Annotated in this window: 15 protein-coding genes; 3 read left to right on the top strand and 12 right to left on the bottom strand. The window is 69.0% G+C overall.

The window, feature by feature from the left end; all coding sequences use genetic code 11:
* Positions 1-114: 114 nt before the first annotated feature.
* Genes tsaD through glmS form a run of 10 tightly spaced genes read right to left on the bottom strand, consistent with a single transcriptional unit; the run spans position 115 to position 10,165 of the window.
* A complete protein-coding gene (gene tsaD, locus ACZYZ9_RS09040) occupies positions 115-1,140 on the bottom strand; it encodes a tRNA (adenosine(37)-N6)-threonylcarbamoyltransferase complex transferase subunit TsaD (protein ID WP_463825902.1) in 1,026 nt (341 codons plus the stop codon).
* Positions 1,137-1,595 carry a ribosomal protein S18-alanine N-acetyltransferase gene (gene rimI, locus ACZYZ9_RS09035; protein WP_463825901.1) on the bottom strand — a complete coding sequence of 153 codons (459 nt, stop codon included), beginning with the start codon at positions 1,593-1,595 and terminating at the stop codon, positions 1,137-1,139. Before rimI ends, tsaD begins: the two co-directional genes overlap by 4 nt.
* Positions 1,592-2,212: a tRNA (adenosine(37)-N6)-threonylcarbamoyltransferase complex dimerization subunit type 1 TsaB gene (tsaB, locus tag ACZYZ9_RS09030; protein WP_463825900.1), complete on the bottom strand. Its 621-nt coding sequence runs from the start codon at positions 2,210-2,212 to the stop codon at positions 1,592-1,594. Before tsaB ends, rimI begins: the two co-directional genes overlap by 4 nt.
* Complete coding sequence (tsaE, locus tag ACZYZ9_RS09025; protein WP_463825991.1) at positions 2,209-2,625, bottom strand: tRNA (adenosine(37)-N6)-threonylcarbamoyltransferase complex ATPase subunit type 1 TsaE; 417 nt, start codon at positions 2,623-2,625, stop codon at positions 2,209-2,211. Before tsaE ends, tsaB begins: the two co-directional genes overlap by 4 nt.
* Before the next feature lie 41 nt (positions 2,626-2,666).
* Positions 2,667-3,824: an alanine racemase gene (gene alr, locus ACZYZ9_RS09020; protein WP_463825899.1), complete on the bottom strand. Its 1,158-nt coding sequence runs from the start codon at positions 3,822-3,824 to the stop codon at positions 2,667-2,669.
* A gap of 28 nt (positions 3,825-3,852) precedes the next feature.
* Positions 3,853-5,232, bottom strand: coding sequence for a glutamate decarboxylase (locus ACZYZ9_RS09015; protein ID WP_463825898.1), 1,380 nt, complete (start codon positions 5,230-5,232; stop codon positions 3,853-3,855).
* A gap of 21 nt (positions 5,233-5,253) precedes the next feature.
* Entirely contained in the window at positions 5,254-6,672 is a 1,419-nt protein-coding gene (locus ACZYZ9_RS09010) for an NAD(P)H-hydrate dehydratase (protein WP_463825897.1), read from the bottom strand.
* 9 nt (positions 6,673-6,681) lie between these two features.
* Positions 6,682-7,431, bottom strand: coding sequence for a rhomboid-like protein (locus ACZYZ9_RS09005; protein WP_463825896.1), 750 nt, complete (start codon positions 7,429-7,431; stop codon positions 6,682-6,684).
* Between the two features lie 13 nt (positions 7,432-7,444).
* Positions 7,445-8,281 (bottom strand): DUF4436 domain-containing protein, encoded by an 837-nt coding sequence (locus tag ACZYZ9_RS09000; RefSeq protein ID WP_463825895.1) that lies wholly within the window; start codon positions 8,279-8,281, stop codon positions 7,445-7,447.
* A gap of 15 nt (positions 8,282-8,296) precedes the next feature.
* The gene (gene glmS / locus ACZYZ9_RS08995) at positions 8,297-10,165 is read right to left on the bottom strand and encodes a glutamine--fructose-6-phosphate transaminase (isomerizing) (protein WP_463825894.1); all 1,869 of its coding nucleotides are present in this window, start codon (positions 10,163-10,165) and stop codon (positions 8,297-8,299) included.
* A 140-nt stretch (positions 10,166-10,305) separates the two neighbouring features.
* Here glmS and ACZYZ9_RS08990 point away from each other — a divergent pair, with 140 nt between their 5' ends.
* From ACZYZ9_RS08990 to ACZYZ9_RS08980, 3 genes are read left to right on the top strand one after another with little or no spacing between them, the layout of a single operon-like run.
* Positions 10,306-11,145, top strand: coding sequence for a dienelactone hydrolase family protein (locus tag ACZYZ9_RS08990; RefSeq protein ID WP_463825893.1), 840 nt, complete (start codon positions 10,306-10,308; stop codon positions 11,143-11,145).
* Positions 11,146-11,150: 5 nt separating this feature from the next.
* Entirely contained in the window at positions 11,151-11,498 is a 348-nt protein-coding gene (locus ACZYZ9_RS08985) for a nuclear transport factor 2 family protein (protein ID WP_463825892.1), read from the top strand.
* Entirely contained in the window at positions 11,498-12,541 is a 1,044-nt protein-coding gene (locus ACZYZ9_RS08980; protein ID WP_463825891.1) for an LLM class F420-dependent oxidoreductase, read from the top strand. The genes ACZYZ9_RS08985 and ACZYZ9_RS08980 overlap by 1 nt, the downstream gene beginning before the upstream one ends.
* Before the next feature lie 4 nt (positions 12,542-12,545).
* On the opposite strand, the gene ACZYZ9_RS08975 is transcribed toward ACZYZ9_RS08980, so the two are convergent.
* Positions 12,546-13,850 (bottom strand): hypothetical protein, encoded by a 1,305-nt coding sequence (locus tag ACZYZ9_RS08975; RefSeq protein WP_463825890.1) that lies wholly within the window; start codon positions 13,848-13,850, stop codon positions 12,546-12,548.
* Positions 13,851-13,852: 2 nt separating this feature from the next.
* Complete coding sequence (locus ACZYZ9_RS08970; RefSeq protein WP_463825889.1) at positions 13,853-14,140, bottom strand: type VII secretion target; 288 nt, start codon at positions 14,138-14,140, stop codon at positions 13,853-13,855.
* Positions 14,141-14,180 lie beyond the last annotated feature (40 nt).

The following is a 14,180-nucleotide window of genomic DNA, read 5'->3' as shown; positions in this document are numbered from 1 at the left end:
GGTGCCGACACAAGGGCTGTCCGACTGCCGCCTAGCACTCTATACGCGAGAGTGCTAGCACTCAAGGGCACCCCGGTGCTTCTTGCCAATCGGCGTGTCCGCGCTGAGCGAACATCAGCCGACCTGACCCTGGACCACCGGCAACCCCGGGTCACTGGCTGCGTCCAGCGGCGAAGGCAACGCACCCGCGGCCACCAGATGCGCGGCGAAGGAGGCGATCATCGCCCCGTTGTCGGTACACAACCGTGGGCGCGGGATCCGCAGCGTCAGACCAGCGGCCGCGCAACGCCGGGTGGCCAGCTCGCGCAGCCGCGAGTTGGCCGCCACGCCCCCGGCGATCAGCAGCGTCGACACGCCCAGCTCGCCGGCCGCCCGCACCGCCTTAAGGGTCAACACGTCGGCCACCGCTTCCTGAAATCCCGCGGCCACATCCGCGGCGACGAAGTCGGGAGTGCTCTCCACGTAGCGGGCGACGGCCGTCTTGAGACCAGAGAAGCTGAACGCATAGGGATCGTCACGCGGGCCGGTCATGCCGCGCGGAAACACCACCGCGGCCGGGACCCCGGTGCGGGCCAACTCGTCGAGCGCCCGGCCGCCCGGATAACCCAGCCCCAGCAGCCGCGCCACTTTGTCGTAGGCCTCACCCGCGGCGTCGTCGACGGTGCTGCCCAACTCGACGATGGGTTCGCCGAGCGAACGCACGTGCAGCAGGTGGGTGTGCCCCCCGGACACCAGCAGGGCCACTGACTCGGGCAGCGGACCGTGCTCGTAGACATCAGCGGCCAGGTGCCCGCCCAGGTGGTTGACGGCGTAGAACGGCACCCCCCACGCGGCCGAATACGCTTTGGCCGCAGCAACTCCCACCAGCAGCGCACCCGCCAGCCCGGGACCGATGGTGGCCGCGACGATGTCGGGTTTGCGCACCCCCGCGGTGGCCAGTGCGCGGCGCATCGCCGGCCCGAGAGCTTCCAGATGCGCGCGGGATGCGATCTCGGGAACCACCCCGCCGAACCGCACGTGCTCGTCGACGCTGGAGGCGACCTCGTCGGCCAGCAGGTCCACCGTGCCGTCGGGGTGCAGTCGGGCGATCCCCACACCCGTTTCGTCGCAGGAGGTTTCGATGGCCAGAATGACTGTCACCGGGCGTCTCTCCGCATCGTGTAGGCATCGGCCCCGCTGACCCGGTAGTAGCGCTTGCGCACGCCGATCTGGTGGAATCCCGCGCTGCGATACAACTCGAGCGCCGCCTCGTTGTCGGTGCGGACCTCCAGATAGACCACCCCGCCGTCGGCGTAGTCCAGCAGGTCGTCGAGCAACCTGCGCCCGATCCCGCGCCCCTGATAAGTCGGGTCCACGCCGATGGTGTGCACTTCGTACTCGAACGGGCGCACCCGGCCCAGCCGGGTGATCCCGGCATAGCCGACCAGCGTGTCGCCGCTGCGCGCGGCGACATAGTGGTTGGTCTTGCTGGCCAGTTCCCGCTCGAACGCGACGGCCGGCCATGGGTCGTCGCCGTCGAACAACAGCGCCTCCAGTTCGGCACAGCGGCGGGCGTCGGCGCGGACCAACGGTCCCAGCACGATGTCGGCGATCACCCGCGGGCCGCCAACGGCTTGGCGTCGGGGCGGCGCAGGTACAGGGCCACCAGCGGCGCAGGTTCGGCGGACCAGTCGTCGACGGCGCGCGCCAGCCCGGCCGGCGACGGGTAGACGGGCTCGATCACCGGTAACCCGAACAGCGCCGCGTGCTCCGGTGAGCCGGCAACCGCACGCGCCGGGCCGGGCGCCACGTCAGCGGGCGCGGCGACGTCCGGTCCGTCGGTACGCACCCCGTCGCGGTACCGCGCCCAGTAGACCTCGCGCCGGCGGGCATCGGTGACCACCAGCGTCTCGCCCGTCGTCAACGTGCCGATCGCGTCCAGACTGCACACCCCGTGCACCGGGATGTCCAGCGCGTGGCCGTAGGCGGCGGCGGTGGCCATCCCGGCCCGCAACCCGGTGAACGGCCCGGGCCCGCAGCCCACCACCACCGCAGCCAGGTCCCCCATGGTCAGGCCCGTATCATTAAGTGCTGCAACGACATTGGGTGTCAGCCGTTCGGCGTGCGCGCGGGGGTCGACGGTGACCCGCTCGGCCAGCGTGACGAGGCCGTCCACGCGGACCACTCCGGCGGTGACCGCGGGGGTGGAGGTGTCCAGAGTCAGGACGATCATGTGCGGACCCACTCCCAGGTCGCGATCCGCACGTCGGAATGGGTGATGCGCTCCAGCCGGATGTCGAGGTGACGCTCGGCCAGCCGTTCCACCAGCCCCTCACCCCACTCCACCACCACGACGGCATCCTCGAGATCGGTGTCGAGGTCCAGTGAATCGAGCTCCGCGAGCAGGTCGGCACCCGGGGTGTCCAGCAGCCGGTAGACGTCCACGTGGATCATCGCCGGCTTGCCCGCCCTCCGCGCCGGGTGTACCCGCGCCAGCACGAAGGTCGGCGAGGTCACCGGACCGTCGACGTCCAGCACCTCGGCAATTCCCTTGGCCAGCACCGTTTTTCCAGCACCCAACGGCCCGGAGAGCACCACCACGTCACCGGCCCGCAGCGCCGCACCGAGCCGGGACCCCAGCGCCATGGTGTCTTCGGGCCGCTCCAAGGTGGCGGTGCCGGAAGAAGTCAAGCTGCCGCCTCGCGGTAGCTGCGGATGATGCGTCCCCGGATGCCGGTGACCACCTCGTAATGGATGGTGCCGACCAGGTCGGCCCAGTCCTGCGCGGTGGGCTCGCCGTCGGCGCCGGGTCCGAAGACGATCGCCTCGTCGCCTTCGGTGACATCGGGCCGGCCCGGGCCGAGGTCGACGACGAACTGGTCCATGCAGATCCGTCCGACCCCGGGCCGACGACGCCCGTTGATCGACACCTCCAGGCGATTGCCCAGCGACCGGATCACCCCGTCGGCGTAGCCAATCGGCAGCAGCGCGAGATTGGTGTCACGCGGCGCTATCCAGGTGTGCCCGTAGGACACTCCCTCCCCCGCCTTGACCGACTTCACCAGCGCCACCGGGCATTTCACTGTCATCGCCGGGACCAGGCCCAGGTCGCCCAGCGCCGGCACCGGGCTCAGGCCGTACACCGCGATACCCGGTCGCACCAGGTCGAACGCCAGGTCGGGTCGGACCATCGTTGCCGACGAGTTCGACAGGTGCGCCACCTCGAAGTGCACCCGTTGCTCGCGGGCGTAGGCCAGCATGTCGCGGAACCGCTGCGCCTGCACGTCGTTGATCGCCTCATCGGGGGCGTCGGCGTACACCAGGTGCGACATCAGCCCCCGCGCCCGGATCTGCTCGTCGGCCACGGCCTGGCGCAACGCGGTCAGCAGCGCCGGATATTCGGCCGGGGCCACGCCGTTGCGGTTCAGTCCGGTGTCCACCTTGACGGTGACGGTGGCCGGCGTACCGGTGCGGCGCACCGCGTCGAGCAGTCCCGCGAATTGGGCCGCCGAGGACACCGCGATCTCCACGTCAGCGGCCAGCGCCGGCCCGAAATCGAGGCCGGGCGGATGCAGCCACGCCAGAATCGGTCCGGCGACGCCGTCGGCGCGCAGCGCCAGCGCCTCGTCGACGGTGGCGACGCCGAGTTCGGTGGCTCCGGCAGCCTGCGCGGCATACGCGACCCGGGTGGCGCCATGGCCATAACCGTCGGCTTTGACGACCGCCATGACCTGCGCGTTACCCGCATGCTCGCGTAACACTGCCACGTTGTGCTGGATGGCACCCAGGTCGACGACGGCCTCGGCGAGGAGACCCGGCGTCAGGGAGGTCGGAGATGCGGCCACGGGCGCCATTGTCCCAAACGTGCGATCCCTAGTGCGCGAAGTGCTCGGCCTCGTAGTGCCCGCCCGGCTTGAGCTTGTCCAGATTGCCCAGCGCGGTGACGGCGTCGTCGTGCAGGGAGCGTGCCAGGTCGGCGGACAGCCCCTCCCGTACCACGATGCGCAGCACGGACACGTTGGTGGCGTTGTCCGGCATCGTGTAGGCCGGCACCTGCCAGCCGAACGTGCGCAACTCGTGCGAGACGTCGAACTCGGTGTAGCCGCGGTCCTTGGCCAGCCGGAACGCGACGACCGGGATCGCCGTGCCGTCGGAGATCAGCTCGGCGTGTTCCCCGACCCGCAGCTGCTCGCCCAGCCAGCGGGCCGTCGCCGACAACGACTGCATGACTTTGGTGTATCCGTCGCGACCCAGCCGCAGGAAGTTGTAGTACTGGCCGACCACCTGATTGCCCGGCCGGGAGAAGTTCAGCGTGAACGTCGGCATGTCGCCGCCGAGATAATTCACCCGGAACACCAGGTCCTCGGGCAGGTGCTCGGCGCTGCGCCACACCACGAACCCGATGCCGGGATAGGTCAGGCCGTATTTGTGGCCGCTGACATTGATCGAGACCACTCTGGGCAGCCGGAAATCCCACTTCAGCTCGGGATGCAGGAAGGGCACCACGAAGCCGCCACTGGCGGCGTCCACGTGCACCGGCACGTCCACACCACCACCGGCGGCCAGCTTGTCCAGCGCCGCACAGATCTCCGCGACCGGCTCCAACTCCCCGGTGTAGGTGGTGCCCAGGATCGCGACCACCCCGATGGTGTCCTCGTCGACGGCGTCGATCACCTGCTCCGGGGTGATGACGTAGCGCCCCTCCTCCATCGGCAGATAACGCGGCTCGACGTCGAAGTAGCGACAGAACTTCTCCCACACCACCTGCACGTTGGAACCCATCACCAGGTTCGGGGTGCGCTTGCGCCAGTCCTTGCCGACCTTGGCCCGCCACCGCCATTTCAAGGCCAGCCCACCCAGCATCACCGCCTCGCTGGACCCGATGGTGGACACCCCGACCGCGCTGTTGGGGTCGTCATCGCGCAGGTTGTCGGCGTGGAACAGGTCGGCGACCATGCACACGCAACGCTGCTCGATGGCTGCCGTCGCCGGATATTCGTCCTTGTCGATCATGTTCTTGTCGAAGGTCTCGGCCATCAGCTTGCCGGCCTCGGGATCCATCCAGGTGGTGACGAAGGTGGCCAGGTTCAGCCGCGAGCTGCCGTCGAGCATCAGCTCGTCGTGGATGAAGCGGTAGGCGGCCTCGGGGTCCATCGACTCCTCGGGCAACCGCAGCGCCGGCACCGGCGCGGTGAACAGCCGGCCGGTGTAGGCCGGAGCGATCGAATGGGCGGGCACGGGCGGGTGGGGCACGGCGGGACCTTTCGTCGGGTACTACAGGGAGGCCAGCGCGGCCCGGATGTGATGCAGAATTCGCGACGCCGACGTGGGTGCGTCACCCGGTCCCGGGTCGCCGGCCGACAGCGCCGCCGCCCGGGTGTGCACGAAAGCCCCGGCCGCGGCTGCCTCGGCCGGTGCCAATCCCGACGCCAGCAGCGCCCCGATGATCCCGGACAGCACGTCACCGGATCCGGCGGTGGCCGCCCAGGACTCCCCGGCCGGGTTCAGGTAAACCTGACCGCCGGGGTCCGCGATGACGGTGACGTTGCCTTTGAGCAGCACGGTGGCGCCGAACGCGTCGGCGAGTTTGCGCACCGCACCCACCCGGTCCTCGCCCGGGGGCGCCCCGGCCAACCGGGCGAACTCGCCGGCGTGTGGGGTCAGCACCGTCGGGGCTGTGCGGTTGGCCACCAGGTCGGGGTGGGCGGCCAGCATGGTCAGCCCGTCGGCGTCCACCAGCACCGGCAGGTCGGTATCGAGTGCGAACCACAACGCCCCGGCCGCCTCCGGTTCGGAGGTGCCCAGCCCCGGCCCGACCACCCACGCCTGCACCCGTCCGGCGGCGGCCGGGGTGGAGGTGGCGATCACCTCCGGCCAGTGCGCGAGCACCTCGTGATTGGCGCTGCCGGCGTAACGGACCATGCCCGAGGTGGCGGCGACGGCCGCACCTGTGCAGAGCACGGCGGCACCCGGATAGGTGGCGGACCCGGCCATGATGCCGGTGACGCCTTGGCTGTACTTGTCGTCGCGGGCACCGGGAATGGGCCAGCGCGCAAGCACGTCGGTCGCTTCGAAACCCCGAACGTCGGTGTCGGGCAGGTCGAGTCCGATGTCGATCAGGGCGACGCGGCCGCAGTCGGCCAGCCCGTGCACCGGTTTGAGCCCGCCGAAGGTCACCGTGAGCGCGGCGTGCACGGCGGGTCCGGTGCTCGCCCCGGTGGCCCCGTCGATGCCGCTGGGAATGTCGACGGCGACGACCGGGATCTGTGCGGCCTCGGCGAATACTCGCGCCGCATCCGGCCGCAACGCGCCCGAACCGGAGATGCCCACCACCCCGTCGATGACGAGATCGGTTGCAGCAGAGATATTTTCGACTATTCTGCCACCGGCTTTGCGGAACGCCGCCAGCCCCTTGCGGTGGGTACGTTCGGGCTTGAGCAACACCGCTTCGGCGGCTGCGCCGCGTCGCCGCAGGACGGTCGCCGCCCACAGCGCGTCGCCCCCGTTGTCGCCGGAGCCGACGATCGCGCAGACGCGGCGACCGGCCACCCCGCCGGTGCGGGCCGTCAGTTCCCGGCTGATTTCGGTGGCCAGCCCATACGCGGCGCGCTTCATCAGAGCACCGTCAGGCAGGCTGGCCAGCAAGGGCGCTTCGGCCGCGCGGATCGCGTCAGCCGAATAGTAGTGCCGCACGCACCAAGGTTACGTTCGCGGGCGATCCGGGGATGCCGGCACCTCTTGTGGGCCCTCATTCGCCGCCTGGCGTCGCCGGAAGAATTCCCTGACCTGGGCCGGATCCCACGGGGCGCGTTTGCGTTCGCGGGCCATCGCGTAGAACGCCAGTCCGACCAGCAGCGCCGCGAAGTGGCCGATGGCGGTGAAACTGAGCTCGATGCGGTCCATCAGCAGCACCGGGAACCCGAAGATGAGCAGCAGCACGCCCAGATAACCCCAGCGCCAGGGCCGCGCGATCCGGTAGGTCAGCACACCCATCACACCGACCAGGAAGTAACTGACGCCGATATCGTGCGCACGCACCGACCGCTGCGAGGCCTCGTTCAGCTGGATCGCCAGATAGAGCAGACCTTCGCTGATGTACGTGGCCACGATGTGCGCGGTCAATCCCACTGTGAGCCAACGTAATTGACCTAGCCAACGCTCGGCCGGTGCCAGGAACAGGGTGAACAGCAGCAGGTACGGTTCCAAGCTCCTGCCGTCGATCCAGAACAGACTGGAGAACAGCACGCCCAGCGGATCGGTGGCCAGGGCGTGGAGGTTGGTGTAGCGGTGCAGGAGTATCGAGTGCAGTTGGTGGCCGGTCAGCAGGTGTTGCACGATCGTGGTGACCGACAGCGCCATCAGCCAGCCGTAGGTCAGCGGCGCGCTGATCACGTAGTGCCACACCACGCGAACCAGTGCGCGCAGCCGCACCGAGGCCGACTTTGATGCCATGCCTCAACCTTAGTTACTGATCGAAGTCCGGCGCGGTGTGTCGCCACCAGCACGACACGTACAGCGTCATCGAGAACACCAGGATCACGATCACCCAGAGCACCACGGTGACGTCGACCCAGGCGCCGAAGGGGGGCGAGTCGGGCAGCGCGTTGCGCAGTGGTATCACCGCGAAAAGCATTGCGGCGAACCAGGTCGTCATCGGGGGTTGGAATTTTCGTCGGTCACGCGCGGTGGCGACCGACACGAACAGCGCGATGCCGGCCAGCGCGACCAGCACCCCCAGCAGGGCCACGGCCAGTGCCACGGTGCTCGGTGAGCGCTGCACCTGCACCCGGTACGGCGCGAACAGATCGCCGGTCCTGCCGCCCGGGATCTGCACCTGCCAGCCGGGTAGACGATCGACGAAGCTCACCGACACCCGTTCCGGAATCTGCTCGGTGCCGCGGAACAGGTCGACCGAGATCGGACCCGAATGGTAGCTGTCGAAAGGCCAGTCCGACACGTCGCCGTTGATGTTCAGCGACACCGGAACGACGCCGGGTTGCGTGCCTTTGGGCCAGGACCGCGTGGTGGGTGTGGCCGCCGACGTGACCGCGACGCTGAGATCCTCCTTCAGGTTGCCGGCGCGGTCCAGCAGCGCGGCTCCGGGCGCAACGGTCAGGTTGGCGGTCAACACGTTGCGGTAGGGCGCGATGCCTTCGACATCCATCGTCACCGTTGTCCCGTCGCCGGCCGGCGCTGCGCTGGTGACGGGATGCGGCGGCCCCATGCCGGTGACGGCATACAACGTCACCAGGCCGAGGTATGCGGCGACGAAGACCGCCACACCGACGATGCCCCATCTCATCAGCAGCCGGCCCGGTTATTCGACGGTGACAGATTTCGCGAGATTGCGTGGCTTGTCCACGTCGTAGCCCCGCGCCTGGGCCACCGACGCCGCGAACACCTGCAGCGGGATCGTCGACAACAGTGGTTGCAAAAGCGTAGACACCGCGGGGATTTCGATCAGGTGGTCGGCGTAGGGCCGTACCGTCTCGTCGCCTTCCTCGGCGATCACGATGGTCACCGCTCCGCGGGCCTGGATCTCGCGGATGTTGGACAGCAGCTTGGCGTGCAGCGTGGCCGACCCTTTCGGTGACGGCATCACCACGATGACCGGTAGGTCGTCCTCGATCAACGCGATCGGGCCGTGCTTGAGCTCGCCGGCCGCGAAGCCCTCGGCGTGCATGTAGGCCAGTTCCTTGAGCTTGAGTGCGCCTTCCAGCGCCACCGGGTAGCCGACGTGCCGGCCGAGGAACAACACCGTCGACGATTGCGCGAACCGGTGGGCCAGCGCGGAGACCGGCGCGGTGGCCGCGATCACCCGGGCCACCAGATTCGGCATCGCCTCGAGTTCGTGGTACTCGCGCTCGACCTCGTCCGGGTATTTGGTGCCCCGGGCCTGCGCCAGCGCCAGGCCGACCAGGTAGTTGGCGGTGACCTGCGCCAGGAAGGTCTTGGTGGAGGCGACGCCGATCTCCGGGCCGGCGCGGGTGTAGAGCACCGCGTCGCATTCCCGCGGGATCTGCGAGCCGTTGGTGTTGCAGACCGCCAGCACCTTGGCCTTCTGCTCCTTGGCGTGGCGGACGGCTTCCAGCGTGTCGGCGGTCTCACCGGACTGCGAGATCGCCACCACCAGGGTGCTGCGGTCCAGCACCGGGTCCCGGTACCGGAACTCGCTGGCCAGTTCCACCTCCACCGGCAACCTGGTCCAGTGCTCGATCGCATATTTCGCGAGCAGACCGGAGTGATAGGCGGTGCCGCAGGCGACCACGAACACCTTGTCGACCTCGCGCAGCTCCTGGTCGGACAGGCGCTGCTCGTCCAGCACGATCCGGTTGTCCACGAAATGCCCGAGCAGGGTGTCGGCCACCGCGGTGGGCTGCTCGGCGATCTCCTTGAGCATGAAGTACTCGTAGCCACCCTTTTCGGCGGCGGCCAGGTCCCAGTCGATGTGAAACTCGCGGGCGTTGGCGGTGTCGTCGTGACCGTAGAAGTCGAGGATCTGGTAGCCGTTCGTGGTGATCACCACGGCCTGATCCTGACCCAGCTCGACGGCCTGGCGGGTGTGTTCGATGAATGCCGCCACATCCGATCCCACAAACATCTCGCCGTCGCCGATCCCGACCACCAGTGGGGTGGAGCGGCGGGCCGCCACGATGGTTCCGGGGTCGTCGGCGTTGGCGAACACCAGGGTGAAGTGGCCTTCGAGCCGGCGCAGCACCGACAGCACCGACGCGACGAAATCGCCGGCGGTCTCGCCGTGGTGAAAGGCGCGGGCCACCAGGTGCACCGCGACCTCGCTGTCGGTGTCGCTGGCGAATTCGACCCCGGCGGTTTCCAGTTCCTGGCGCAGTGAGGCGAAGTTCTCGATGATGCCGTTATGCACGACGGCGATGCGGCCGGCGGCGTCCCGGTGCGGGTGCGCGTTGCGGTCGGTGGGGCGGCCGTGGGTGGCCCACCGGGTGTGGCCCAGGCCGGCGGTGCCGCCCAGCTCGTCCGGTGCCATCCCGGCGATGGCGGCTTCCAGATTGGCCAGCTGACCGGCACGCCGGCGAACGGTGAGCTGGCCCTTGCCGTCGACCAGTGCGATGCCCGAAGAGTCGTATCCGCGGTACTCCATCCGGCGCAGTGCATTCATCACGACGTCGCAGGCAGGACCCTGCCCGACGTAACCGACGATTCCGCACATTCTGAACAGGGTAGTGCAGACCCGCCCACCGGGCCGTCGGCGCGGACCTGACCTGCGCCGATCTCACCGCAGAATTAACGCCCGGACTTCCCCGCCCAGCCCAGTGGACCAATCCGCCGACGCACGGCTAACGTCGACGGGTGGCCCGCACCCGCAAGCTATTCGCCGCTCTCAGCCGCCGTGGTCCGCACCGCGTCTTGCGCGGTGACCTGGCTTTTGCCGGGCTGCCCGGGGTGGTCTACACCCCGGAGACCGGGTTGAACCTGGCCGGCATCGCCTTCGGCCACGACTGGCTCACCGGCAGCGCCAACTATTCGGGTCTGCTGGAACATCTGGCGTCGTGGGGCATCGTGTGCGGCGCGCCGGACACCCAGCGCGGCCTGGTGCCGTCGGTGATGAACTTGGCGTTCGACCTCGGTGTCGCGCTCGACATCATCTCCGGGGTGCGGTTGGGGCCGGGCAAGATCAGTGTCCACCCGACCAAGCTCGGTCTGGTGGGGCACGGTCTCGGGGCATCGGCCGCGGTGTTCGCCGCGGCCGGCCTGCCCACCAAACCCGCCGCGGTGGCGGCGCTGTTCCCCACGGTGACCGCGCCTGCCGCCGAGCAGCCGGCGGCCGGTCTGGACGTGCCGGGTCTGATACTGGCCGCCCCGGACGACCCCACAACTCTGAATTCCAACGCTCTGGCGTTGTCCCAGGCGTGGGACGCTGCCACGCTACGCATCGTCAGCAAGTCCGACCCCGGCGGCGTGGTCGAGGGTCGGCGGCTGGCAAAGGCCGTCGGACTGCCCGGCTCGGATCGCAAGACCCAGCGCACAGTGCGGGCGCTGCTGACCGGCTACCTGTTGCACACGCTGACCGGCGACAAGACCTATCGCGACTTCGCCGACCCCGAGGTGCAGCTGCCCAAGACTCAGGAATTGGACCCCGAATCGCTGGACGTCACGTCCGAGGACAAGATCGCCGCACTATTGAAATGAGCACTATGCCAACTCCACATGACCTTTACCAGCGGTGGATCGGCGAGTTGTGGGCCGGCCAACCGGTAGCTGCCGAGATCGTCTCCGACGACTTCGTGGGCCACTGGCCGGACCGGGAGATCCACGGACCGGCGGAGCTCGAAGCGATCGTCGGCGAGACCCGAAACATGTTGGCCGACTTGGCCTTCACCATCGAATTGGGTCCGCTGCGCGACGGGGATTTCGTGGCCGGCCGTTGGGTAGGCAGGGGCAGCGGGCCCGACGGTCCCGTCACGTTCACCGGCAACGACATCCTCAGACTCGCACCCGACGGGCAACGGTTCGAAGAGTACTGGACGGGTACGTCGGGCTGATGCGGATCGGCGTCGCCCTGGACTACAGCGGCGGTTTCCGCGACGGCGTGGACCGGGTGGTCGCCCTGGAGAAGGCCGGCATCGACATCGCGATGGTGGCCGAAGCGTACGCGTTCGACGCGATCAGTCAGCTGGGATATCTGGCGGCCAAAACCGAAACCGTCGAACTCGCCTCGGGCGTGCTTCCCATCTTCATCCGCACGCCCACCCTGTTGGCGATGACCGCCGCCGGACTGGACTATGTGTCCGACGGCCGATTCCACCTCGGCATCGGCACCTCCGGTCCGCAGGTGATCGAGGGATTCCACGGCGTCGAGTTCGACTCCCCGCTGGGCCGCACCCGCGAGGTAGTTGAGATCTGCCGGCAGGTGTGGCGCCGGGAGCGGGTGCAGCACGCCGGCAGGCACTACCAGATCCCGCTGCCGGCAGATCGCGGAACGGGGCTGGGAAAAGCCCTGCACTTGATCAATCATCCAGTGCGGGAACGTATTCCGATATCCATTGCGGCTCTGGGACCGAAGAACGTGGAGCTCACCGCGGAGATCGCCGACGGCTGGCAGCCGGTATTCTTCTATCCGGAACGGGCCGCCGAAGTGTGGGGCGCTTCGCTGGCGGCCGGCAACGCCAAACGCGATCCGGCGTTGGGCCCGCTGGATGTCATGGTCAGCACGTCGCTGGCGATCGGCGACGACGTCGACGACCGGCTGGCGTGGACCAAACCGCAGCTGGCTCTGTACATCGGTGGCATGGGTGCCAGGGGCCGCAACTTCTACCACAACCTGGCCACCCGGTACGGGTTCGGCGAGGTCGCCGACCGCATCCAGGAGTTGTACCTGGCCGGCCGCAAGCGTGCGGCGATCGACGCGGTGCCCGACGAGTTGGTCCGCGGGATCTCGCTGATCGGCCCGCGGGGATTCATCGCCGAGCGGTTGGCCGCCTTCGCTGCCGCCGGCGCGACCACGCTGCTGGTCCGACCGGTGACCGCAGATCCCGGTGAAGCGCTGCGCTATGTCGAAGAGCTGCTACAACTGCGTCCCTCCTGACTCGCTACTGCCCGGCCTGCGGCAGTTCGTTGGCGGCGATCTCGCAGGGCGTGGATCCGGACATCGGCGCCTTCGGCGGTGGAGCGTTGGGGAGTGGGTGTGCCGGGGCGGGTTCGGCTGTTGGTAGCGGCTGGCTGGATTGTGCCATCGGGGCGGGTTCGCCGACCGGCGGGTTGACCGTCGCCTCTCCGAGGGTCTGCTTGCCGGGTTCCGGCGCCTCTGGGGCGTCGGTCTTGTCCTTGGTGTGCTTGTGGTCGGCGTCGCTGCCGGAATGGTCCTCCTCGTCGTCGAACCTGTGCTCTGGATCTGGCGGCTCACTCCCCAGCAGGCCACCCATCTCCTGAATGATCCGGCTGGCGATCCCGCCGAGTCTGCCCAGGCCGGCATCCCCGCCGAGTCCGCCGCCGCTTCCCAGACCCGCACCGCCCACACCCAGCGGTGGGATCGAATCTGGTTGTGCTGGAATAGGATTCGGCGGCGATGCCGACTGCGTTGGCGCGCTTGCCGGTGCCGCGTACCCAGACCCCCGGGCCGGCTCGACACTCGCGGGCGCCGTCAGGACGCTTGCCGGCTGCGCGCTGTGGGCGACCGGCCGCTGCGGCCGCGACGGCGGACTCGACGACGGCCCGAAATCGCCCGGAACCTCGAAATGTGCCGGCATCGCGGTGGCCAACCGGTCGGTGACCAGATCGAAGCATGCCGTTACCGCCGCCCGCGTCGACCGCATCGCCGCGACCCAGTCGTTGCCGATCACGGTGTCCACGTACGGCACGACCTGTTGGGTGATCACCTGCTGTGCGGCGGACTCACCGCCCGTGACCGCAGCGGCCGCCGCCAGCCAGGCGGGCCGCTGCGCCAGTGTGCGGTCGTCGATCGCGACGGCGGTGGCGACCTTCGCATCGACCAGTTGCCAGAGGTTGTCGCGCAACGACTCACAACGCTGGGCCGCTGCTCGGATCTCGGTTATCAGCGCGCCGGCGGTGTCGCAATGACGCTGCATGAACGCGACCGCCGCGTCGGCTCCCGGCCCCGTCCACGCTGTCGCCAGGGCGGTCACTTGGGCGCGCTGCTCGCGCAGGGCCTCGGTGAGCATCGCGTCCGCCGCCCGCAGCCGCGCGCAGTCGGCATCCAGCGCGTGCAGGTCGAGTCCGTCTTCGCTGTCGTACCAGTCGTGGATCTGAGTGGGGTGGGCGGTCAGCTCCGGATGCCGGTAGCCGACAACCTGGCTGGCGCGCACATAGGTCTGGGTGTGTTCGACGGCCGACCGTCCTTCGGCAAGGCGCCCGGCGACATCGAGCCGATCGGCCACAGTCAGGCGATCCGGGCCGCGGCGTACCGATCGGCGTCGAGGTAGCGCTCAGCACCCGAGCGCAGCGCGACGGCTATCTCCGTCGTTGCCCGCGACCACTGCGCAAGCTCCACGACCAGACGGTCCAGCGCAGCGCGCAACGCCTCGCCGCGGGCCGGGTGGGCTCTGCCGGCGCACGCACCTCCGAATGTCAACCGGGACAGATGATTTGCCGCTGCATTATCGATCAGTTCAGCCGCGGCAGTGATCCGCTCGGCGATCTGGCACATCTCAGCGCTATCGAGTCTCATACTTACTTCGACGCCGCGGCGAGCGGCGCGGTTCCAGCAA

The sequence above is a fragment of the Mycobacterium sp. IDUB_28 genome, from assembly GCF_055419285.1.
The sequence above is the reverse complement of the archived record's forward strand: the minus strand, read 5'-3'. Positions and strand labels throughout refer to the sequence as shown.